Genomic DNA, 23,847 nt, shown 5'->3' with positions numbered 1-23,847 from the left:
AGCAACGTGAATTACAAACTTTCATCTATAGCGTTGAGCTTGCTTTTTTTAACGGCTTGTCAATCGAGTAGTGTGATCCAAGCCCCAGAGCCAGAAGCCACAACACACCTTAGCCAAGCAGTATATGAAGTTGAATTTGACTCTGCGTTGAAGTTCAAAACGGCAATGATGAACTTGCAATCGCAAACTGCACAGTTTTGCCAAGGGGAATCGGACCTGACGCAGGTGTCTGCGGCATGGCAACAAGGAATGTCTCGTTGGATGTGGTTGCAAGGGCAAGAGCGAGGTCCTGCTATGGCACTGGAGCAGAATTGGAATGTTCAATTCTGGCCAGATAAGAAGAACACCACCGGTAGGAAGATGTCGCAAGCGGTTAAAACCGACGCGTGGAGCATGGAGTCAGTACAATTGCAAAGTGTCACCATTCAGGGACTAGGAGCAATTGAATGGCTGCTTTATGATGATGCTTCAACACTAGCAAAGGGCTCACGAGAGCATTGCTCATTGGCGACTGCCATTACCGCTTCTCTTACCGATCGCGCCGACACGATATTCATGGCATGGCAAACCAATCCATGGTCCTCTTTAGACAAAGAGGGGTGGGAGTCAGAATATCTGGCTTTGCTGTCTAACCAGCTGGATTACAGCATGAAAAAACTGTCTCGTCCGTTAGCAAAAATCGGTGCTCCGCGACCTTATTTCTCTGAGTCTTGGCGCTCGAAAACGTCGATGAGCAATTTAAAAACCAACGTAGAAGCTATGCAAGCACTCTATCTGGCGAAAGGAGAAGGGCTAGATAAGCTTTTGCGTGATGAAGGTCATGCACCTTTGGCGGATAGTATCGTTCACCAATTTGAAGATACGTTGGAAACTTGGCCGAGCGAAACCAGCCTATTTGTGCTTTTGCAATCTAAACAAGGCTATCGAACAGTGCTGTCGCAATTCAATAAGCTTGAACAACTTAAGTATCTTATCAATGAAGAGGCTGCGGTTCAGTTGGGAGTAGTAATAGGATTTAATGCGACTGATGGCGATTGATATTTCTAGACGCAACTTCACAAAGTTGGCAGGCATCACGGTGATGTCGCCTTCTTTGCTTACGGCTTGCGCTTCCACGACGAAAATGGCTCAGGAAACTTTGATAGGCGGTTCGGTTCGCAACAAGGGTGACTACGAAGTTATTGTTTCTACCGAAAATGCTACTGCTATGCATCGACTGCCTTTACCAGACCGTGGCCATGGCATTGCTGTATCGCCGAATACTCATCACGCGGTGATGTTTGCTCGAAGGCCAGGTAGCTATGCCATGGTGTTTGACTATCGTGAAGGAGAAGTAAGAAAGCTCATTTTAGCGCCAAATAACCGACATTTTTACGGGCATGGCGTGTATTCAAATGATGGTCGATGGTTGTACGCTACAGAAGGGGAGCGGTCGAGCAGTCGCGGAATTATTGGCGTTTATGATGTTGCGAATGGCTATAAAAAAATAGAAGAGTTTACCGGTTTCGGGTTAGGTCCTCATGAAGTGATCGTGATGGCAGACGATTCGTTAGTCGTTGGAGTCGGTGGCGTACATACCAATGGCAGGCAACCTAAAAATCTTGCAACCATGCAACCTAGCTTGAGTTATCTTTCTCCTCAAGGAGAGCTTCTAGAGCAAGCAACGCTTGGCGACCATCATAAGAGTATTCGCCACCTTGCTCATGATGGTGACACTACGGTGTTAACAGGTCAGCAATATCGGGGTGAAGCGGAGGAATACGTCCCACTCGTAGCCATTCATCAGCGAGGTTCGGTGATGGAAGAATTGGGTGGAGAGCCAGAGCAGTGGGCAAGATTTAATCATTATATTGCCAGTATTGCAGCGACAGAAACGCATATTCTAGCTACATCACCGAGAGGAAGCTGCTACGGTATTTGGGACAAGACAACACGTGAATTACTAGAAATTAATTCGCTCCCAGATGCTTCAGGAGTGGTAGTCAGGAATGGCGACTTTCATGTGAGTTCTGGTGCAGGGCAAGTAATCAAAATTAATCCACAATTGAACAAACAACGCTTTTATTCTGGAATTCAGTGGGATAATCACTGGAGTGCCATCACATAAATGAGACGGTAGCTGGTTTAGTATAAAATTGTCCGGTTGATAGTGTGATTTCTGCCATACTTAAGATCCTTGGTTGAAAGGAGGTTGGTAGATGCGAAACTGGCTACTCTCATTGTGTGTTGGTTTATTCTCTCTAGCTACAACCGGATTGACGGTTGCCGCGCCAGATCAGCTTGTCTCAAATTCGACCGAGCTCACCTCATATTCTGTAAAACACATCAAGCCAATTCTTCAGCAAGACAATACAAAAGGCTCAACTGAGCTTATAGATAATACCCAAGACGTGCTTCTCTATCCCTCGTTAGTTGACTACTTATATTCCAGACTGGATGCTGAGCGTATATGGAGCGGCAATGAGCTTAACGCTCAGCTAAATCTGCAACTAGATATGATGAAGCTCGCTGGCTTTAGTCCGCTGTTCCAATCAAGAGTCGAACTCCTGCAACAGTATTATCAACAAGGGGAGATGGATCGTTATGATAGAGTGGCTTCGGATACTTTCTTACTTTATTTAAGCTATGTTGCAGCGTCTCAAGAACTTGGTAAAGAGTGGTATTTTACTACCGATTTAATTGAACCTCTTCCGCGTCCTTCAGCAACTGAAGTGGATCTGATGGTAAAAGCTTTCGAAGCACAAGATGCACTGGCTTACATCACCTCGTTTGCGTCGCCAATGTTACAGCAAGATGGATTCGAGAATGCGTACATCGACTTAGTGTCGAAATCGCAAATGACCAAAATAGAGTATCAGCAAGTTGGGCTCACGAGACTCGGTGATACGCTACCTCAAGAAGCATATTTAATTCTTATTGAAAGACTATCCGAATCCAATGTCTTCATTACCGCTAGGGAAGACCGGTATTTCGACGAATTACTCGACCTTGCTATTAGAGAGTTCCAGACCATTTACGGGTTAAACGATGATGGCATTATAGGTCCCAATACCATCGAATGGTTGAACAAGTCCGCGTCCGATAAATTGCGTATATTGGCGCTCAACTCGGAACGTTCTCGTTTGTGGCCACAACAGCGCGAAAACATCATTGTCGTCAATGTGCCGAATTTTCAGCTTGAATATTGGGATGAAGGAGAGGAACGATTTGAGTCTCGCGTAATTGTAGGTAGAGCGTCGCGTCAAACGCCTTTACTGGAAACTAAAATGGACTCGCTTATCCTAAATCCTACTTGGAATGTGCCCTGGAAAATTATGGTTAAAGACATCATTCCTAAAGTAAAAGAGAATCCAACTTACCTATTTTCGCAACGAATTGAAATTTTAGAAGGTTGGAACAATCAGGCACGTATCGACCCTACGATGATTGATTGGCAAGAGGTAAATGCGCGGCGCTTCCCGTATCGTATGCGTCAGCAAGCTGGGGAGTTAAACGCGCTTGGCCAGTACAAGTTCAACACACCCAACGCGCAAGCCATCTTTCTACACGATACACCTAGTAAGCATCTCTTTGATGAGAGTTTACGTGCATTCAGCTCTGGTTGTGTAAGAGTGGAAAACGCTGACCAGTTCGCTCAAGTGCTACTCGAAGCACAAGGGAAAACACTAGAAGATGTCGCAACGGATCGCCCAAATAAAGCGATAGCCCTTAAGCAGCGAATTCCGGTTCATATCATTTATCAAACCGCTTGGATGTCTGATGGGAAGGCACACTTCCGCGGCGACGTATACCAATACGATGCCAAACGAGAAAGTATGAACAGTGCGGCATTTTCAAAAAATTGACACAAATTTGAACAATCTAAAAAACGCTTTCTGCTCAAAGGTTAACCACTAATGGTTGCAAAAATAAGCGCTTTTCGCTCATCTCTGCATTTGAACTGGGCTTGAGAAACACGTATCTTGCGCCGCAATTCCGTAGTTTCCTTTCTTTGAGTAGTATGATCCAAACAAACATTTCTAGACGAGACGCCCTCAAACTTGCTTTGTGTGGTGCAACGGCGTCATTGGTGCCTTCACTATCTTTTGCAATGCCTTCTTCTGCACCAAGAACATTAGCAATGAATAACTTACACACAGGAGAGAGTTTAGAAAGTCGTTACTTTGACGGTGCTAAGTATATTCAAGCTGAACTTGCTCGCCTCAATACACTTTGTCGTGATCATCGACGTAATGAAACCCATAACATGGATAAGCGTTTGTTCGACCAGATATCAGAGATTCAGAGCCTATTAGGCGTTAAATCAGAGGTGTTGATCATTTCTGGCTATCGATCTCCTGAAACCAATGCTTCATTGCGTTCAGGCTCTAATGGAGTGGCGAAAAAAAGTCTTCATATGTTAGGTCAGGCTATCGACTTTAGATTAGATGGAGTAAAACTCAGTCATCTTCACGAGGCGGCGCTAACCATTAAGGCAGGTGGAGTTGGTTATTACCCAAGAAGCCAGTTCGTCCATATTGATACGGGCCCTGTGAGAAACTGGTAACACTTGTCATTCCGCTAGCGTGATGTCATAGTCCCGCTAATTGCAAAATTAATAGGGTTTATGATGAGTCTTCAATATCAAGTAGTGCCTGTCACTTCATTTGCGCAAAACTGTTCTATCGTTTGGTGTGACGAAACCATGAAAGGTGTGGTTGTTGATCCTGGCGGTGATGTAAAACAACTAGAGATGCTGATCAAAGAACTTGGAGTCCAAGTTGAACAGCTGGTACTCACCCATGGGCATTTAGATCACGTTGGCGGAACTGAGCCACTTGCAGAGGCGCTTGATGCCAACATTGTTGGTCCTCATAAAGCTGATAACTTTTGGTTACAAGGGTTAGAAAACCAGAGTCAAATGTTTGGTTTTCCGTTGACTAAAGCGTTTGAACCCAATCAATGGTTAGATGATGGTGATACTGTAGAGTTTGGTAATCAAACTCTTAACGTCATTCATACGCCGGGTCACACTCCAGGTCACGTAGTGCTGTTTAATGATGAATCAAAAGTCGCCTTTGTTGGTGATGTTCTCTTTAATGGTGGTATTGGACGCACAGATTTCCCTCAAGGTGACTACGCTACTTTGATTAACTCGATTAAGACAAAGTTGTGGCCGCTGGGTAATGACGTAACATTTGTACCGGGTCACGGCCCACAGTCTACCTTTGGTCATGAGAGAGCCTCCAATCCGTTTGTTGCCGATGAGATGCCGCTTTACTAACAGGCGCCTAAGAGAAGCGTACTGACAGTAAGCGATTAAAAGTAACGCTTCTCTAGGACAACTCTCTATCCGCCGCAGCTAAATAGCGGCGGGTAAGACCCACAAACTCGTCCGCAGACCTGTCTAAGTCGGCCTCGGCTACAAATACATCGAACCCATAAAACTCTCGCTGATAACGCATTCGATTTGCCAACATGGCGAGAAGTCCTCTGTACTCTTTTCCCTCATTGGTAACGTATGCCTCAGAGTCCAATACTATGTCTTCAAAATTAAGTGCTGGTGAGGTTTGCTGGGCACCCAAATAAAGCAATGCACGTTGGCTTAGCAAAAGGTCGGTGGCCACTCTAGGACAGATGGCATCTAAGTAAGGTTGATAGTGTTTAAGTCTGATTCCAATCCAAGGCAGTGGTTTATGCCAACCTTCTTGGTGATGTGTGCATACGCCGATTCGTTCAATATTACTCCATTTAACGACCCAGCCACCTTTGAATACGTGTTGCTGGAAATGAGTCGCTGTCAGTGTGAAGGTGACACGGCTTTTAATAAGCATAAAGTAAGCAAAGGTCAAGACCGCAGCGACGAGCGTAATAAACACCAACGCTTGTTGCCAATTGGGTGACAGTAGAAGAAAACTAAAACAGGCCAACCCTCCGACCGCAGCGACCACTTTAATGGTCGGAGATTGCCAAGTGTAGTTATGATTGCTGAAATGTAGTGTATCCATAATGACGACTGTTTTTTAACCCTATCTGGTTCTTTATACCGATGAAGCGATAATAAAGTTTATTGTTTAAATAATAGCCATAAACGTCCTGGGTCTGCATTTTTGACGCCACTTTGTGTCAATCCTCTACAAAAGCTATCAAAATTTTGGTATAAAACGCGCTTCGAATTTTGACCACTGTCTTGGTGCAGTGAATTGGAGAGAAAACTAAATGAGACTTGCTCATAAGCGCAAAGTGCAATCTAAGTTGCAAAAGCGCGTTAAAGCGGTAGTTGCCAACACAGCAGCTGCAACAAAAACAGAAAAGCCTGTTGTAGCGAAAGCGCCTGTAGTTGAAACCGCAACTGCGACAAAAAAAGTTGATGTAGCCTTAACTCCTAAGCAGCAACAAGTGCTAGACATCGTTGCTAAAAATGCTGACGGTATCAATCCAAAAGGCATCGGCCTAGAAGCTGGCCAAGAAGAAGCGAAAGCAGCATCTTGGGCGACTGGCGCACTTAAGAAGCTTCTAGAAGAAGGCTTAGTGGCTAAAGAACAGCTTGCGGGCAATAAAGTGATCTATAAAGCGCTTTAAGCGTTCACTTTACCCATTCTCAAAAAGACCCCTTATTTAGGGGTCTTTTTGATCCAGCAGACTGAAATGCACTAATGTTAGCGACTGATGTCACAAAAGTAGCGATTGTGTAATTGGTGCCTGATAATAAATGCCTAAGTATTTTTACTAGCTCCTTTCTAGCCCTATCTTGTTAATTTATTGATTTATAGCCATTTAGATTTTCATTGCGGTTATTTCCTACGTATTTCTACGTAATACCAAGGTCTGACAACGCTAATTAATGGTTTTATCACTGCGTGCTCTCACTAATACCCGTTATTCAGAATTGCATCCATAGTTGTGTGGAATGTGAAACTTGGAGTCGCGACAGTGACTTCAACAGGGAACCTACTCAAGGAACTGAATAATGAGTCTAATCAAGAAATCAGTAACACGTGTCATGAAGAGCACGGCGATTGTTGCAGCAACGTGTTTAGCGTTTGTTGCAGGTACCGCAAATGCAGCCGATAAAGTTTATCGTCTAAAGTTAGCCGAAACATGGGGGCCAAACTTCCCTATCTTTGGTGACGCAACGAAGAACATGGCGAAAATGGCAGAAGAAATGTCAAACGGTCGTTTACAAATCCGCATTGACTCCTCGAACAAGCACAAAGCGCCTTTCGGTGTGTTTGATATGGTTAAATCTGGTCAATATGACATGGGTCACTCAGCGTCGTATTACTGGAAAGGTAAAGTGCCAAATACTCTCTACTTTACGACAATGCCTTTTGGTATGACGGCACCAGAACAGTACGCTTGGTTCTATCACGGTGGTGGTATGGAACTAATGGAGAAAGTGTATGCACCGCATAACATGATGTCTTTCCCTGGTGGTAACACTGATGTTCAGATGGGCGGATGGTTCCAAAAAGAAATCAATAGTGTAGATGACCTACAAGGTCTGAAAATGCGTATCCCAGGTTTTGCCGGCGAAATCCTAGCAGAGGTTGGTGCTAAGCCAACAAACATCGCTTCAGGTGAGCTGTATACCTCTTTAGAACGTCGTACCATCGATGCACTTGAGTGGGTGGGACCATCACTAGACCTTCGTATGGGCTTCCACAAAATTGCGCCTTATTACTACACCGGTTGGCATGAGCCAGCAACAGAGCTGCAATTCCTAGTAAACAAACGTACTTGGAACAAACTTCCTGACGATTTGAAAGCAATTCTACAAATCGCTATGAAGACAGCTGCGTACGACATGTATATCCAATCGACTCATGAAAGTGGCAAAAACTGGGCAACTATCCAAACAGATTACCCAGATGTGAAAGTTAAAGACTTCCCACGTGAAGTAATGGATGCACTGCGTGATGCGAATGATAAGTTGCTAAAAGAGCACGCAGCTAAAGATGAGATGGCAAAAGAAATCCAAGCTTCTCAAGCCGCTTATCTACAACAAGTGCGCTCTTGGACTGATATTGCGTCTAAAGCTTACCTAAATAAGTTCGACAATTAATACCCCCTTTAAGTGGCGCGGCTCCTGCGCCACTTTTTCCCAAAAAATGGTCATACGCCCTTAACTAAAACAATGAACTAAATATGGCGGATAGGCGGAAAGTTGTATGCGTAGTTTAATTTACATTGAAAGACTGTTTAACAAGGTAGCGGATTTGCTAGGTTGGTTATCCAGTATTTTGTTTTTGCTCTTATTGGTGAATGTTGTTTATGACGTAGTGATGCGCTACGTATTTAATGATGTTTCTATCGCCTTCCAAGAAATGGAATGGCATTTGTTCTCAGCGGTGTTTTTACTAGGCGTCCCATACGCGATTAAGGCGGGTGGACATGTACGAGTAGACGTATTCTACGAGCGTTTATCTATCAAAGCTCAAGCCATCATCGACCTACTAGGCACTTTTGTTTTTCTTTTCCCATTTTGTTTATTGGTCGCTTGGTTTGGTATCGATTTTGCCAAAGAAAGTTACGCGCTAGGAGAAACCTCTGGTGACCCTGGTGGCTTACCTTATCGCTGGATCATCAAAGCGATGATTCCTCTTTCATTCTTCTTTATGGCGATTGCTGGTGTTGGCTTAGTTCTGCACTCATTGAACAAACTGTTCAATCCACACCTCATTTACGCTAAGTCTTCCGGCTCACACGAATAAGGACATTCTCATGATCGGTATTGTGATGTTTTTTGTAGCCTTATTCGCGCTACTACTTGGCTTTCCTGTTGCTTTCACTTTTGGCGGTATCGCGCTGATCTTCGGTGTGTGGGCTGAAGGGATAGAAATGTTTGCGTTTATGCCATATCGCATACAGTCCATTATGGAAAATACGGTATTAATGGCTGTACCTCTGTTTGTTTTTATGGGGTTAGTTTTACAAAAGACTCGACTAGCTGAACAGCTTCTTGAGTCGATGGGTCGTCTGTTTGGTGGTGTTCGTGGTGGTATCGCTATTTCAACGGTACTCGTGGGTGCATTGCTTGCAGCATCAACGGGAGTTGTAGGGGCATCCGTCGTCGCCATGGGGCTTATCTCACTGCCAGTGATGCTAAAGTACAACTATGATAAAGGGTTGGCCTGCGGCACCATTTGTGCGTCGGGTACTCTTGGGCAAATTATCCCACCATCCATCGTGCTTATTCTTTTGGGTGACGTGTTAGGTGTTCCAGTAGGGGATTTATTCCAAGCTGCGTTATGGCCGGGCTTTGTCCTAGTTGGCGCTTATGTCGCTTACATACTCATTTATGCAAAGTTAAACCCAGAGAGTGCTCAACCGATTCCAAGAGATGAAACTATTTCACGCTCAGAGGAAGTAAAAACGGCGTTGAAAGCGATTATTCCGCCGTTAGCACTAATTGTTGTGGTATTAGGCTCTATCTTTGCCGGTATTGCGACGCCGACGGAGTCTGCTGCTCTCGGTGGAGCGGGTGCAATTGTTCTATCACTTATGTATCGCCAATTCAGTTGGGGCATGCTCTATGATGCGTCTAAAGAAACGGTGAAAGTGACGGCGATGGTATTTGCGATTCTGCTTGGTGCAACAGCGTTCTCAATGGCGTTTACTTACACCGGTGGTGATATGCTGGTAGAGGAATGGATGCTTGAACTGCCTGGTGAGAAATGGGGCTTCCTAATCATTACCATGGTGGTGATTTTGATTCTTGGTTTCTTTATCGACTTCGTAGAAATCTGTTTCATTATCGTACCGATGATTGCCCCTGTGGCAGAGCTAATGGGTATCAATATGACGTGGTTTGCTATTTTAATTGCGATGAACCTGCAAACATCGTTCTTAACCCCACCATTCGGTTTTAGCTTGTTTTATTTGAAAGGCGTAGCCCCTAATGGCGTGACCACAAGAGATATTTACCGAGGCGTAATGCCATTTATCGCGATACAAATAGTCGTCTTAGCGTCGATACTTATGTTCCCAGAATTTTATGGAATGTGATCGGAGCTGCGTTAGCTCGGCATAGTGGTTCATTTCTATTTTAGACATTGCTACTGTTTACAATAGGAAACAATAAGCTACATCCAATGCAGCTTAGAAAAAGGACTTCTATGCCGCTCAAAGCAAAACTTATCTTACTGACACTCATCCCACTTATCATTGTGACGGCGAGTGTTAGTTGGATAACTCTTCACCAAGCAAAAGCCCTCGGAGAAAATGAAATTAACATTTTCCGAGAGAGTCTTATTCGCTCAAAAGAATCTGCTCTTAAAGATAGCGTCGAAATGGCCTTTGATGCCATTGAGCAGGTCTATAACAACTCTTCATTAACTGAGACTGAAGCCAAAAATCAGGTCAAAGAAACGCTCAATCGTCTACGTTATGGAACCGATGGCTACTTTTTTGCCTACGATAAAAACGGCACCAACCTTGTTCACCCAATTCTTCCACAACTTGTTGGTCGAAACTTGTTAAAACTTCAAGACCAAGATGGTGATTACCTGATTGAAGCTCTGTTGTTTCAAGCTCAATCAGGAGGGGGCTATCACCAGTACTTATGGCAAAAACCTTCTACTGGAGAAACGGTCACCAAACTTAGTTATGCAGCTTGGCTGGATAAGTGGGACTGGATGATAGGGACCGGGCTGTATATCGAAGATGTGGCGCAAGAAGTGGCAATATTAAGGGCCGCCATTGATAACAATATCGAGACCACGATATTTTCTATCGTGACAATTTTCGCAGTAACAGTAGCGGTGATTATTGTACTGACCTTAGCGGTTAATTGGCACGAACATAAATTAGCTGATAAAAATCTAAAAGAGCTCGCCCATAAAACGGTGATGTTTCAGGAGGATGAACGTAAGCATTTAGCCAGAGAGCTTCATGATGGGGTAAATCAATTGCTGGTGTCGAGTAAATGTCATCTTGAGTTGATGGACACGAGAAGCGTTGATGATCGTTCTATGGGGCACTTACAGCAATCTCAATCTTCATTGTCAGAAGCAATAATGGAAGTTCGTCGAATTTCCCATCACTTACGTCCTAGTGCTTTGGATGATATAGGTTTGGAAGCAGCGATTACCACTCTCTTGCAAGATTTTAAAACTTACTCCATGGCAAGTACTGAACTGGTTTTAGACTCCAATGCCTCGAAACTCAAATCTGAAGTGGCGACTACACTCTATAGAGTGGTTCAAGAGTCTCTTAATAATATCGAAAAGCATGCTCAGGCGACCAAGGTCACCGTGTTCTTGAAGCAATTTGGCGGTGTACTACAGTTGATCGTCACCGATGATGGAGTTGGATTTGATGTTGGAAATGCGATGAATAGCCGTGGGATTGGATTAAGAAACATGCGCGAACGAGTGGAATTCATCGGGGGAGAGTTCGAGCTGATTAGTGAATATGGAAAGGGAACAGAAATTACCGTGTTGTTAAAGGTAGAGGAGGCAGTGTAATGGATGCCAAGATCCGAGTCGTCATTGTCGATGATCATCAGGTTGTTCTTGAAGGTTTTATGGCTAGGCTAGAGCGGGAACCGGAAATCGATGTGGTTGCAACTGCAAGCAATGGTGTAGAAGCTATTGAGGTCGTCAAAAGCACTTTGCCGGATGTGGTCTTAATGGATGTAAGTATGCCGATAATGAACGGCATTGAGTCCACGCAAGTGCTTAAAGAAGAGCTTCCCAATATCCGAGTTCTAATGTTAACGATGCATGATAATCGTGAATACATTATGAAGGTAATGCAGGCAGGAGCGGTAGGTTACATGCTAAAGGAAATCTCCGCAGAGAAAATGGTGCAGGCAATTAAGACTGTTCATCAAGGGTCGACCTACTTTTGTGAGTCAGTCACCCAAACATTATTCTCTCAAGAGATTACCCCTGTCGTTGCAAAGTCCAACCCATTGAGTCGACGTGAAGAGTCTGTGCTCAAGTTAGTAGCTCAAGGTTGTAGTAGTAAGAAAATAGCTCAGATGTTAGACATCTCCTATCGAACAGTGGAGACTCATCGTCAAAACATCAAACATAAACTGGATCTACATTCGACGGCAGAGTTGGCAAAATACGCTCTAGAAAATGGTTTGTCGTAGGGTGCTTAAACGACTTGGTTTAATATGCTCCTAACGAGCATAAAATAGGCGTGAAGCTAGATTTAGCGAGGTTTTAGGTTGTTTAAGTGGACAAAAGCTGTGATCAATTGAGACTTTTACTAAAATCACGACGCATTCTGTTTCGCGTTCTGTTATAAAGAGCGCGCTAACCCTTTGAAAGACTGGATTGGAAATTGGAAAAACACGAAGAAGTATTGGTGGCGTTACGCCAGATTATCCGCGCGATTGACCTACACTCTAAAAAGCTTAAGAAAGAGTGCGGCTTGACGGGGCCTCAGCTTATTTTGATGAAAGCTATCAAAGATATGGGTGATGTGACAATTCGTGAACTTTCAAACTCAACCAATATCAGCCAAGCCACGGCAACGACGATCATAGACCGCCTTGAAGCTCAAGATTATGTCCAACGTATTCGGAGTCAGCAAGACAAACGCAAAGTGCACGCAACTTTGACTGAGAAGGGGGAGGAAGTATTAAAAGATTCTCCTTTACCACTTCAGGATAGTTTTGTTCAGAAATTTCAGCGTCTAGAAAGTTGGGAGCAAACTTTATTGCTGTCGTCGATCCAGCGTATTTCGTTGATGATGAATGCCGACGATATTGACGCGTCTCCGGTTCTACAACTCGATAGTAATATTTCAAAGAACTAGTATTTTATTGGAATAGTGGCCTCATCAATTTGGGGCCATATGTCTCTTCTATTTTGGCCCTTAAACTCCCGCCCACTCCGATTTAATTCGAGTTCTAATCGTTAATTGTCTCAGTTCCATTTGGTACGAATTGTCTGACTTTCCTAACATTTTGTGAAATTCCGCTTATAATTTGGTAAAATACAGCGTTTGCAAAGCAGATATCGTTAAGGGTCAGCTGTTCGTTGTAGTCCAGCATTCATAGTTTTGACCTAAAATGCTTTGAGTTGAAAGGAATGGGTCATAGAGAGGATTAATGACAAAGGGTATTGATAAGTACAGTATTGATAGTACTGACTACACTATTGGGCAAGATAATGTCCAGAAATGGGGGTTTGATGTTCACAACCCTGTCTTCGGGATTAGTGCGGGATTTATTGCACTGCTTCTCTTACTAACCGTCATTGTTGACGCGGATACCGCAAAATCTGCTCTTGATGGTATCAAACTAGCAATCATTGATAAATTTGATTGGCTATTCATGTGGTCTGGGAACATATTTGTTGTTTTCTGCCTAGCATTGATAGTGTCCCCATACGGTAAAATCCGCCTTGGTGGTAAAGATGCGGTCGCGGATTATTCGTTTATGTCATGGCTTGCCATGTTGTTCGCTGCTGGTATGGGTATTGGTTTAATGTTCTGGAGTGTAGCTGAGCCCGTGGCTTACTTTACTGGCTGGTTTGAAACTCCACTAGGTGTAGAGCCAAACACTGCGGCGGCAAGAGAGCTTGCAATGGGTGCTACTATGTTCCATTGGGGTCTACACCCATGGGCAATCTACGGCGTTGTTGCTCTTTCACTTGCCTTCTTTGCCTACAACAAAGGTTTACCTTTGTCGATGCGTTCAATTTTCTATCCGATTCTTGGCGACAGAGCTTGGGGTTGGGCAGGTCACATCGTTGATATTCTTGCGGTATTGGCGACTTTGTTCGGCTTAGCAACATCTCTTGGTTTAGGTGCGCAGCAAGCAGCGAGCGGTATTCATCACGTGTTTGGTGTTGAGTCAGGAATGACTTTGCAAATTGTCGTTATTGCGGTCGTAACATTATTGGCGGTTGTTTCTGTATTACGCGGTATTGATGGCGGTGTTAAGGTAATTAGTAATATCAACATGATCATCGCCTTCTTGTTGCTTATATTAGTTGCTTTTATTGGTTATGCCGTTACATTTGCCGCGATTCCTGAGACGTTGTTTGCGTATATTAAGAACATTATTCCACTAAGCAACCCTCATGGACGCGAAGATGAAGTATGGATGCACGGTTGGACTGTGTTCTACTGGGCGTGGTGGATTTCATGGTCCCCATTCGTAGGTATGTTTATCGCGCGTGTATCTAAAGGTCGTACTGTTCGCCAATTTATTACAGCTGTACTTATCGTACCGACCGCAGTGACCGTGGTGTGGATGTCAGTATTTGGTGGCATGGCTATTGATCAAGTGATTAATCAAGTTGGCTCACTGGGTACCAATGGCTTAGGTGATGTTCCATTGGCGATGTTTGAAATGTTCGATGAATTGCCTATGGGTACGATGCTCTCTATCGTTGCTGTTGTGCTTGTTTTGGTGTTCTTTATTACGTCGTCAGACTCAGGCTCTTTGGTAATCGATAGTATTACAGCGGGCGGTAAAGTCGATGCACCAGTTATTCAGCGCGTATTCTGGGCGTTTATGGAAGGTGCTATCGCAGTTGCGCTACTTTGGATTGGTGGTAATGAGGCGATTGCAGCATTGCAAGCCGGTGCGATTTCATCTGCATTACCGTTCACCATCATTTTGCTGATGATGTGTGTGAGCTTATTGCTTGGTATGAGAACTGAAAAATACTGATTGCAATCTGAGCAGATAAGAAAGAGCGGCTAATTAGCCGCTCTTTTTGTTTATCGATGTTCAAATTATGATTGCTATTAACGGCTTTCATAGAGTGTGTGAGCACTTTCAAGTGCATCGATATCGCTGGCGCAAATGAAGTGTCGTAGCGCCTCGAATTTTTCTTCACTCCATTGATAGATATTGAGTGTTAGCAAACGCTTTATGCTGTCGGCATCAAACCTATGCTTAATGACCTTTGCTGGGTTACCGCCAACTATCGAATAAGGCGCTACATCTTTCGTCACCACGCTATTCGCCGCAACTACTGCACCTTCACCAATAGACACTCCTGGCATGAGCATTGCTCGCATGCCAATCCATGCACCATCAGAAATAATGGTATCGCCTTTCGATTGATAAGCCTGTTCGACATTGTCCAAAAATGGATAGAGTGAAAACCAATCGAGTCGATGAGTGTGGTTGCCACCCATAAGTATTACTGCTTCTGCTCCGATACAGACATAATCGCCTATATATAGTTGGTCAATGTCCCATGGCGGCGACTTATGTCGAGTTTGCTCGTCGCCATGCAGGTAGCGGACGACCGACGACTCGAAACCATTGTCGTAAGCGTCGCTGTAATAACTATGCGTACCTTTAACGTGGACATTAGGGTTAGTCACAGTTTGATGGAGTAGTTCAAACCGAGTCCAATGTTTGGAGTTCATAGTGAACCTCTAAAATTAGCCAAAGTGAATGTTGAGAAATTCTCGCGAGTTTTTGAGTGCTGTCAGCACAAAAGTCAACATTAGCTAATGAATGTGAGGTTGCTTCAAGTAGGCAATGGCCTCGACAACTGCATATTGTCTTTGGTAGATCTTTAACATGTCGAGCCCTAAAGAAATGGAGTGATCAGCCGATTATAGTGGAGTTGATTAAATCTCCAGCATAATACAAATAAAAACATTGTTTGTAAAATTAGTGGGGTCAATGAAATGTCACTACAAAATGCTTATAAGTCAATATATTGGCGCTCGATTTTGCTGCTGAATATGTATATTATTCGCACGCCACGTAGTGGTTAACAATAAAAATAACAACCAAAATCCGACAAAGACAGAATAATAAACTATGAACTTATCATTAAGACAAAAGCTTATTGCTGCCACACTCAGTGCGGTGGTGCTCATGGCGGTCGCGTTGACCATTCTTGCCGCTAATCAATTATCCTCGCAAACTAATGCTGCAATCAGTGCACGTGCGAACAACGTCTCATACGCTGCTGTAGAAGGCATTAAAAACTGGGTCGATATTCGCAAAACTATCGCCACTGCGTTCAACGGTTTTGTTGATCAAGAGGATAAAGTTCCATATTTACAGCAAGCCCGCATAGCGGGTGGCTTTGACGACATTTTCTTTGGCACTCCGACTGGTGAAATGTTCCGCTCTCACCCTGAGCGTAATCGTGCTGATTACGATCCTCGTACCCGTCCTTGGTATCAAGAGGCTCAGGCTGCGAATAAACAGATTATCACTGAGGCCTATCAAGATGCCATTACCAACGCACTGTTGGTGACAATTGCAGAGCCAGTAAAACAGCACGGCCAACTTATGGGGGTCGTTGGGGCTGATGTTCTCATTGACCAATTAGTTAACGATGTAATCAGCTTAAACGTCGGTAATAATGCGACAGCAATGCTCATTGATCTGACTAATGGCACTTTCTTAGCGCACCCTAACAAATCGCTACTTCTAAAGCCTGTGACGGCATTGGGTCAGAGTTTTAATATCCAAACTATTCAGCAAAAAGCGTCCGATAACTCAATGTTGGAGCTTAAACTAAACGGTACTGAGAAGCTGATGTTCTTCTCGAAGGTTCCCGGAACAAACTGGGTGTTTGCGGTTGAACTTGATAAAGCGACAGAACTAGCGGGTCACAAAACGGCATTAACTCAACTGATTATTACCTCTCTGATTATTGTTATTCTGGTTGGTATTGTAGCGTCGTGGTTGATGAGTTTCTTAGTGAATGACCTCGCTCGCGTGTCAAAAGCATTGAAAGAGATTGCTTCTGGTGAAGGTGACCTAACTCAGCGTTTAGAACCGCGTAGTAAAGATGAAGTAGGGCAGTTGGCTAGAAACTTCAATACGTTCGTCAGCTATATGCATGAAACGGTCATGCACCTGAAAGATGTATCATTGGCTCTATCGGAGCAAGCTAAAGATACGGCAACGCATGCCCGAGTGCGTAGCCAGCGTATTCAAACACAGCAAGATGAAATCAACATGGTTGCGACAGCGATTAACGAGATGGCTGCGGCCACTCAAGAAATCGCAAGTAATGCCGACATGACAGCATCTAATTCGTCAGAAGCGGTTGGTGCGAGTAATCACGGTGCTGGCCAAGTTTCTCAAACTCAAGGCTCTATTCAAAATCTGGCGGCAGAAGTTCAAGTGGCGACGGGCGTAATTCAAGAGCTTGAGACGCACGGTAATAGCATCAATACCATTCTTTCGACTATTCAAGACATCGCTGAACAAACGAACTTGCTCGCTCTTAATGCAGCAATTGAAGCAGCTCGTGCAGGAGAGCAGGGTCGTGGGTTTGCGGTTGTAGCGGATGAGGTTCGTGTGCTTAGTCAGCGTACTCATGCGTCAACTCAAGAAATTCAAAGTACGATTGAAACCTTGCAAGCAACCACTGCAAAAGCGGTGGGTATTATGAACGATAGTCGAAAACTGGCTGATACTAGTGTTGACGATGCGAATTGTGCTGCAGCGAGCCTAACGCAAATTCATGCGGCTGTTGAACAAATCAGTGATATGGCTGCGCAAATAGCTACGGCAGCGGAAGAACAAGCGTCTGTGACCTCTGAAATCACTCGAAATACCCAAGGTATACGTGATGTGTCTGATGAGTTAGCTGAAGAAGCTCAGGAAGCGGCACAGCAAGCCGTTGACCTATCTAATTTATCTCAGAAACTAGAGAAAGAGATTGGTCGCTTTAAGATCTAATCTTATTTCTCCTCTGACCAAACGTGGTCAGAGGGGAATGCAAAGTTATAGCCAAATCTCGCTAATCGTATGTTTGCCTTCGAAATGATAAGCAAGCTGAGCTTGCAAAAGTTCTGCTGTCGCGATGGCATCGGTCAGCGCATGATGAGGTGGGTAATCAGGTAATCCATATCGACGTCGGCTTTGACCAAGTCTCACAGAGTCTGCTCGTTTCCCTTTCAGTTTATTAATAATGCCTCCGGTCAGGCGCGATTGATAATCCGATTCGATTTGCATGGTATCGACAACCGGAAACTCAATGCCTTCTCCAATCATTCGCTTAAGCGCACTATTTAGAAAGCCTCTCTCAATGGGTCGATAATGGACAACGATAATTTTTCCCGCTAGCGCTGAAAGGACATCGCCCAATACTTCATCCAATGTTGGGGCATCAAGAATGTCGTTGTGCGTAATCCCGTGAATGACAACGGATTCTTCTTCAAGCTTAGCTTTGGGTCTGATGGTCCAATGCGCTGCTTGCTTGAGACGAATACGAGACGCGTTAAACGGCACTAAACCGATAGAGAGAATTCCATCTTTGTCCGGATTTAGTCCAGTGGTTTCGAAATCCAATGCAACGAACTCTAACTCATTCAATGGCGTGTCTGCAGCAGGCAGTCCGGCAGAGTAAAATGCGCGTAGGCGCTCATCATTAACTCGTTCTGCCAAGGTCGCAAATTTGTTTGCCCATTGAACGGAAGGGGGCTGAAGTAATTTCTTAATCATTTGAACCTACTTTAACGCGTTATTTGCTTGGTAACGGAATTTGAGGAAATTTTGACCGTTACTTAAGATCTGGAACGCGTCTTTTAAGTTTCGACGCTCAAAGTCAGAAAGATTTTCAGGCTCGATATTGTTATCTGGTTCTATTCCTTGCTCTACGTCGATAGCTTGGTGGCTAATGCGTACCATAGAGATAAACTCAAGCGCGTCTTTGAGATCTCGGGCACGGCCTTTGGGTAATATTCCCGCTTCATGAATGTCGTCCAGTCGTTCAAATGAATTAGTAGAGCGAGAACCTACCGCCAACGCGTGTACTCGAATTAGGTCGACCAAAGGTGCAGTACCGCGACGTTTGAGGTTGATGGAGTTGTTATGTTGACCATCTTTTTCCATCACAAAATCTTTAAAGAAACCGAGAGGTGGTTTTCGGTTTAAGGCATTTCGTGCCAAACAAGCAAGGAATCGGTTGTTACGACGGGCACGACGGACAATAAAGCTATTTAGTTGCTCGGCCCATTTCAACTTGCCGTACACACCATCGAGGTCAAAGAAGATCGATGCATTCAACAGGGCTTTCGGGTTAGGATCATCAATCCAATCAGAGAAACACGCTTCCCACTCTTTGCGAGTCATGCGCCATTCCGGATTGGTGGCCATGATGTCACCCGTGCAGTAACTGTACCCACAGTCTGCCAGAGCATCACAAATGAACTTAGCAAAGGCTTCGAAGTACTTCCCATGTTTCTTCTCATCGTAGCTGTCATCAAGAATAATGGCGTTATCCTGGTCTGTGACGACAAGTTGCTCGTCTCGTCCCATTGAGCCAAGTGCTAAGAAGCAGTAAGGGATAGGCGCGCTTCCGAGTTCTTCTTCTGCAAGTTCAATTATGCGCTGCTTAAAGCTTCGGCCAATGACCGACATGGCGGTTCCTACCATATGAGCATTAGCATCTTCGTTAACTAAACGGACAAAGCTGTCTCCAACTTGTTCGGAGAGCGATTTAAGCTCTTCAACGGACTGTTGTTGGAAAATACTGCTCACCAATAGTAACGAGTTCTGCGATTCGTAACGGACGATATCGGTAGTTTCTATGATGCCGATAGGCTGTTTGTTTTTGAGTACCGGCAAGTGATGCACGTTGTAACGAAGCATGGTAAGCATGGCTTCGTAAACATAAGCATTGTGATCGAGAGAAATCACATCGGTTGACATCACGCTACCCACTTCATCCTGTGGATCAAGGCTCTCTGCAAGTACACGAGTACATAAGTCCCTATCAGTAATAATGCCGAGGACTGGAGAAGTGTCTTCCTCATCATTGTCTACAATTTCTGGGTCAATGATCAGTAACGATGATACTTGTTCGTCTGCCATTAATCGTGCAGCGTTTTGAATGGTACTAGAACGTTCGATAGTTGGAGCGTCACGTGTTAGTAAAGTTCTTACTTTGGATGTGGTCAGGTCATTCTCATTGGTGTTGTTGGATACCGCTTGGCGTAGACGTACCGTATCCTCTACTTCTACAAAATCAGCAAATGAGTCGAAGCCGTCATAGAGCTCCTGGAAGATTTCGGCTGACAAACAGTAAACTAACGTGTCTTCGACAGCTTTTGCAGGAAAACGGACTTTGTTGTTGGTTAGCAGTCCCATCTGTCCAAATAGGTCTCCCTCATCTAGGCGATTGTAGAGCTCTCCTTTTCGACGGTAGATTTCAACCACACCACTGCGAACCATATAAAGGTCGTGAATATCATCACCAAAGTGGATGATGGGTGTATCTTGTCGGTAGTAAGCGATTTCCATATGTTGAGAGACATAAAGTACGGTCTCTTCTGGAAGTTCGTCAAAAGGAGGGTGGGAGGCTAGGAAGTTTTGAATTTCCAAGATTTCTGCGTCCATGTGCGGCCTTAGCTGTCGGTCAATGCTTTAATACTACACGCAGATACAAAAAAGGTCAGCCGAAGCTGACCTATTATTTATGCCTTCTAGTTGCATTTGTTCAATGCTAACGTCTTGATTCTATGAGCTAGAGCTTATAGAACTGCGGCGATACCTTTACATAGCGGACCCATGTTTGACTTTGTCATACCAGCAACACTGATACGGCCAGAACCAACGATGTAAATACCGAACTCTTCTTTTAAGCGGTTAACTTGCTCTTTAGACAGGCCTGAGAAAGAGAACATGCCATTTTGGCGTTCGATAAAGCTGAAGTCTGCGTCTACGCCTTCGGCTTTAAGAGTCTCTACGAATAGTTCACGCATTTCTTGGATACGGTCGCGCATTTCTGCCACTTCTTGTTCCCATTCTGCGCGCAGTGCTTGGTCATTTAGAATGTGAGTTACTACTGCAGAACCGTGTGCTGGTGGGTTAGAGTAGATTGAACGGATGATGCTCTTAACTTGAGAGAAAGCCGTTGTTGCCACTTCTTCGGAAGTCGCAACCAATGTGAAGGCACCAACACGCTCGTTATATAGACCAAAGTTCTTAGAGAAAGAGCTTGCCACTAGAATCTCTTTGTTGTGTTTAGCGAATGCACGTAGACCTTGAGCGTCTTCTTCTACACCTTTAGCAAAGCCTTGATAAGCAAAGTCAAATAATGGGATTAGGCCTTTCGCTGCAACAAGTTTAGCTAATTGGTCCCACTCATCGGCAGTAGGATCGATGCCTGTTGGGTTATGGCAGCAACCGTGTAGCAACACAATATCGCCAGCCGACGCTTGTTCAAGATCTGCAACCATGCCTGCAAAGTCTTTATCTTTAGTTTCAGCGTCGTAGTAACGATATTGCGCGGTTTCGATACCTGCTGCGCTAAATACGCCATTATGGTTCGCCCAAGTAGGGTTGCTGATCCAAATTTTCACTTCACCAAGCTGACGCTTGATGAACTCACCAGCAACACGAAGTGCGCCAGTACCACCTGGAGCTTGAGCTGTTTTGGCACGTTTTTCGGCAACGATCTCTGAATCAGCGCCGAAAAGCAGTTTTTGAACAGCTAGACCGTATTCAGCTGTCCCTTCAATCGTTAGATAAGATTTGGTTTTCTCAGTCTCCAGCAGTGCCGCTTCTGCTTTCTTAACAGTCGCTAGAACGGGAGTTTCACCTTGTTCATTCTTATAGATACCAACACCTAGGTTAATTTTCTCTGCGCGAGTGTCTTTTTTAAACTCATCTGTAAGACCAAGGATTGGATCGGCGGGTGCTGCAACAACTTTTTCAAACATATTCTTCATCCATGTTAATTGAAGGGGCAATCAAAACGTTTGTTAACAAACGACAACAGCCTATTTATACCTTTCAAGGCTATAGGAGACAACCACATTAAAGAAGAAAACAGAAAATTATTTTGATTTGAAACAGAAAAGGACACTAATTCATTGTTTGTGTATGTAAAGTTCTAGAAATAGTGTTTGAGTTGCTAGGTTAAGTTATAACTAACGTGCTCTTTATGCAGCAATGGAAAGCACGTCAGCTAAGATAGATAACGATTAATCGTCTTTGCCTTTAAGCTCGTGCTCAGATTCTACAGCTTGAGTTTCTATATCTGGGTTTTGGTCTAATTTATCTTTTAGCCATTCGTTGAGATGTTTAACAATAGCGGTTGTTGCATGCTCTTTTGTTGCGCTTTCATTGTCATCCACTTCTAGCGCTTGTTTTGGGTGCAATCCGGTTTCATCTTCGGCAACATGTAGCCAATCAGGATGCCAGTAATATGGTTGACCACTTGAAGATTGCCATTTATGAACGCCGTCTGATTCACCATAGTATTCAATGTCTTTTACTGTAAATTTTCCCATCATGAGACCTCGTTCTATATAAAGTTTACACTCTAAATGTAGTGCTAATAGGATGAATTACCAACAGAATATTCGATTCGAATTTGCAAATTAAGCATTCAGTTATCCGCTCTTGAATTGGCATGTGATGAAATAAAAAAGACCACCATAAGCGGTGGTCTTTGAATTGGATTCTATCTCTGCTCGTAAGAGCAAAATGAGTAAGAATTAGAAGTTCGCGCTGCGAGGTGCACGTGGGAACGGAATCACATCGCGGATGTTTGCCATGCCAGTCACGTAAGATACTAGACGTTCAAAGCCTAGACCAAATCCTGAGTGAGGTACTGTGCCATAACGGCGAAGATCGCGGTACCAGTTCATGTGCTCAGGGTCGATACCCATTTCTACCATACGCTTGTCTAGAAGTTCTAGACGTTCTTCACGTTGAGAACCACCGATGATTTCACCAATGCCCGGTGCCAGTACGTCCATAGCCGCTACTGTTTTACCGTCATCGTTCATACGCATGTAGAACGCTTTGATGTCTTTCGGGTAATTCTTAACAACAACTGGTGCGTTGAAGTGCTCTTCCGCTAGGTAGCGCTCATGCTCAGAAGACATATCGATACCCCATTCAACAGGGAACTCGAACTCTTTACCTGAATCAAGCAGGATTTGAATTGCGTCAGTGTAGTCTACCTGCGCGAAGTCAGATTCTACAAACTTCTCTAAACGAGTAATTGCTTCTTTGTTGATGCGTTGAGCAAAGAACTCAAGATCATCACGACGTTCTTCCAATACCGCTTTGAACACATATTTCAGCATGTCTTCAGCCAGTTTCGCTGCATCATCAAGGTCTGCAAACGCGACTTCAGGCTCAACCATCCAGAATTCCGCTAGGTGACGGCTAGTATTTGAGTTTTCAGCACGGAAAGTTGGGCCGAATGTGTACACTTTGCTTAAAGCACAAGCATATGCTTCAGCGTTAAGTTGACCAGATACCGTCAGGAATGTTTCTTTACCGAAGAAATCTTCGTTGAAGTCTACATCGCCTTGCTCTGTCAATGGCAGGTTAGCCATATCTAGCGTAGAAACGCGGAACATCTCACCAGCACCTTCTGCATCAGAAGCCGTGATAAGTGGTGCAGACATCCAGAAATAGCCTTGCTCGTGATAAAAGCGATGGATAGCTTGAGATAGGCAGTTACGTACACGCGCAACAGCACCAATAACATTGGTACGTGGACGCAGGTGAGCAACTTCACGCAGATACTCGATTGAGTGACGTGTTTTCGCCATCGGATAAGTATCAGCATCTTCAACCCAACCAACAACCTTAACGTCTGTCGCTGCAAGTTCGAAGTCTTGACCTTTTGCTGGAGACTCTACGATGGTACCTGTTACTTCAACAGAACAGCCTGTTGTTAGCTTCAGTACTTCATTCTCGTAATTATTAAGATTATTAGGGACCACGGCCTGAATCGGGTCGAAACAAGAGCCGTCGTAGATGGCAAGGAAAGAGATTCCAGCTTTGGAATCACGACGTGAACGGATCCAGCCGCGTACAGTGACTTCACTGTCAACAGCTAGCTTACCGCTTAGTACGTCAGTTACAGGCGCGTAAGTCATGTTATTAATCTTCTCCATGGAGGTAACAATACAACCCAATGACTTTGGCTAACATTTAGCCAA

At 44.3% G+C, this 23,847-nt stretch carries 20 protein-coding genes and 2 pseudogenes; 15 read left to right on the top strand and 7 right to left on the bottom strand.

Going from position 1 to position 23,847, the window contains the following annotated elements; all coding sequences use genetic code 11:
- Nucleotides 1-6: 6 nt before the first annotated feature.
- From JKJ11_RS10810 to JKJ11_RS10790, 5 genes are all read left to right on the top strand, one after another.
- Entirely contained in the window at nt 7-1,038 is a 1,032-nt protein-coding gene (locus JKJ11_RS10810) for an imelysin family protein (RefSeq protein ID WP_006074880.1), read from the top strand.
- A complete protein-coding gene (locus tag JKJ11_RS10805; protein WP_124939922.1) occupies nt 1,019-2,107 on the top strand; it encodes a DUF1513 domain-containing protein in 1,089 nt (362 codons plus the stop codon). Before JKJ11_RS10810 ends, JKJ11_RS10805 begins: the two co-directional genes overlap by 20 nt.
- Before the next feature lie 91 nt (nt 2,108-2,198).
- Nucleotides 2,199-3,845, top strand: a complete 1,647-nt coding sequence (locus JKJ11_RS10800) for a L,D-transpeptidase family protein (protein ID WP_252038161.1) — start codon at nt 2,199-2,201, stop codon at nt 3,843-3,845.
- 155 nt (nt 3,846-4,000) lie between these two features.
- Nucleotides 4,001-4,546, top strand: a complete 546-nt coding sequence (gene mepK / locus JKJ11_RS10795; protein ID WP_063603768.1) for a peptidoglycan L,D-endopeptidase MepK — start codon at nt 4,001-4,003, stop codon at nt 4,544-4,546.
- A 63-nt stretch (nt 4,547-4,609) separates the two neighbouring features.
- Nucleotides 4,610-5,263, top strand: a complete 654-nt coding sequence (locus JKJ11_RS10790) for an MBL fold metallo-hydrolase (protein ID WP_038223099.1) — start codon at nt 4,610-4,612, stop codon at nt 5,261-5,263.
- A gap of 52 nt (nt 5,264-5,315) precedes the next feature.
- Here JKJ11_RS10790 and JKJ11_RS10785 read toward each other — a convergent pair whose 3' ends face one another.
- A complete protein-coding gene (locus JKJ11_RS10785) occupies nt 5,316-5,987 on the bottom strand; it encodes a DUF2982 domain-containing protein (RefSeq protein ID WP_252038160.1) in 672 nt (223 codons plus the stop codon).
- A 211-nt stretch (nt 5,988-6,198) separates the two neighbouring features.
- Here JKJ11_RS10785 and JKJ11_RS10780 point away from each other — a divergent pair, with 211 nt between their 5' ends.
- From JKJ11_RS10780 to JKJ11_RS10745, 8 genes are all read left to right on the top strand, one after another.
- A complete protein-coding gene (locus JKJ11_RS10780; protein ID WP_038225886.1) occupies nt 6,199-6,561 on the top strand; it encodes a MarR family transcriptional regulator in 363 nt (120 codons plus the stop codon).
- A 388-nt stretch (nt 6,562-6,949) separates the two neighbouring features.
- The gene (locus JKJ11_RS10775) at nt 6,950-8,044 is read left to right on the top strand and encodes a TRAP transporter substrate-binding protein (protein WP_006073745.1); all 1,095 of its coding nucleotides are present in this window, start codon (nt 6,950-6,952) and stop codon (nt 8,042-8,044) included.
- A gap of 106 nt (nt 8,045-8,150) precedes the next feature.
- Nucleotides 8,151-8,693, top strand: a complete 543-nt coding sequence (locus JKJ11_RS10770; RefSeq protein ID WP_006073743.1) for a TRAP transporter small permease subunit — start codon at nt 8,151-8,153, stop codon at nt 8,691-8,693.
- 10 nt (nt 8,694-8,703) lie between these two features.
- Nucleotides 8,704-9,987, top strand: a complete 1,284-nt coding sequence (locus JKJ11_RS10765) for a TRAP transporter large permease (protein ID WP_006073742.1) — start codon at nt 8,704-8,706, stop codon at nt 9,985-9,987.
- A 110-nt stretch (nt 9,988-10,097) separates the two neighbouring features.
- A complete protein-coding gene (locus JKJ11_RS10760) occupies nt 10,098-11,447 on the top strand; it encodes a cache domain-containing protein (RefSeq protein WP_006073741.1) in 1,350 nt (449 codons plus the stop codon).
- On the top strand, nt 11,447-12,082 hold the full coding sequence (locus JKJ11_RS10755) for a response regulator transcription factor (RefSeq protein WP_006073738.1): 636 nt from the start codon (nt 11,447-11,449) through the stop codon (nt 12,080-12,082). The genes JKJ11_RS10760 and JKJ11_RS10755 overlap by 1 nt, the downstream gene beginning before the upstream one ends.
- Before the next feature lie 194 nt (nt 12,083-12,276).
- A complete protein-coding gene (locus JKJ11_RS10750; RefSeq protein WP_006073734.1) occupies nt 12,277-12,753 on the top strand; it encodes a MarR family winged helix-turn-helix transcriptional regulator in 477 nt (158 codons plus the stop codon).
- 295 nt (nt 12,754-13,048) lie between these two features.
- A complete protein-coding gene (locus tag JKJ11_RS10745) occupies nt 13,049-14,620 on the top strand; it encodes a BCCT family transporter (protein ID WP_006073732.1) in 1,572 nt (523 codons plus the stop codon).
- Between the two features lie 77 nt (nt 14,621-14,697).
- On the opposite strand, the gene JKJ11_RS10740 is transcribed toward JKJ11_RS10745, so the two are convergent.
- Complete coding sequence (locus tag JKJ11_RS10740; RefSeq protein WP_252038158.1) at nt 14,698-15,330, bottom strand: CatB-related O-acetyltransferase; 633 nt, start codon at nt 15,328-15,330, stop codon at nt 14,698-14,700.
- A 403-nt stretch (nt 15,331-15,733) separates the two neighbouring features.
- On the opposite strand from JKJ11_RS10740, the pseudogene JKJ11_RS26175 reads away from it, so the two are divergent.
- Nucleotides 15,734-16,462: pseudogene (locus tag JKJ11_RS26175) on the top strand (cache domain-containing protein); the annotation flags it as partial.
- Nucleotides 16,445-17,617: pseudogene (locus JKJ11_RS26170) on the top strand (methyl-accepting chemotaxis protein); the annotation flags it as partial. The pseudogenes JKJ11_RS26175 and JKJ11_RS26170, both read left to right, overlap by 18 nt.
- A gap of 45 nt (nt 17,618-17,662) precedes the next feature.
- Here JKJ11_RS26170 and JKJ11_RS10730 read toward each other — a convergent pair.
- The 5 genes from JKJ11_RS10730 to asnS all read right to left on the bottom strand — a co-directional run bounded on the left by JKJ11_RS10730 (nt 17,663) and on the right by asnS (nt 23,784).
- Nucleotides 17,663-18,379, bottom strand: a complete 717-nt coding sequence (locus tag JKJ11_RS10730; RefSeq protein ID WP_038222837.1) for a 3'-5' exonuclease — start codon at nt 18,377-18,379, stop codon at nt 17,663-17,665.
- Nucleotides 18,380-18,388: 9 nt separating this feature from the next.
- Nucleotides 18,389-20,278, bottom strand: a complete 1,890-nt coding sequence (locus tag JKJ11_RS10725; protein ID WP_038225878.1) for a putative nucleotidyltransferase substrate binding domain-containing protein — start codon at nt 20,276-20,278, stop codon at nt 18,389-18,391.
- Nucleotides 20,279-20,412: 134 nt separating this feature from the next.
- Nucleotides 20,413-21,603, bottom strand: a complete 1,191-nt coding sequence (locus tag JKJ11_RS10720; protein WP_252038155.1) for an amino acid aminotransferase — start codon at nt 21,601-21,603, stop codon at nt 20,413-20,415.
- 264 nt (nt 21,604-21,867) lie between these two features.
- Entirely contained in the window at nt 21,868-22,176 is a 309-nt protein-coding gene (locus JKJ11_RS10715) for a hypothetical protein (RefSeq protein WP_252039111.1), read from the bottom strand.
- A gap of 207 nt (nt 22,177-22,383) precedes the next feature.
- Nucleotides 22,384-23,784: an asparagine--tRNA ligase gene (gene asnS, locus JKJ11_RS10710; RefSeq protein ID WP_063603779.1), complete on the bottom strand. Its 1,401-nt coding sequence runs from the start codon at nt 23,782-23,784 to the stop codon at nt 22,384-22,386.
- Between the last annotated feature and the right edge of the window lie 63 nt (nt 23,785-23,847).

This window comes from Vibrio sp. SCSIO 43133, from assembly GCF_023716845.1.
Taxonomy (GTDB): Bacteria; Pseudomonadota; Gammaproteobacteria; order Enterobacterales; family Vibrionaceae; genus Vibrio; species Vibrio mediterranei.
The sequence above is the reverse complement of the archived record's forward strand: the minus strand, read 5'-3'. Positions and strand labels throughout refer to the sequence as shown.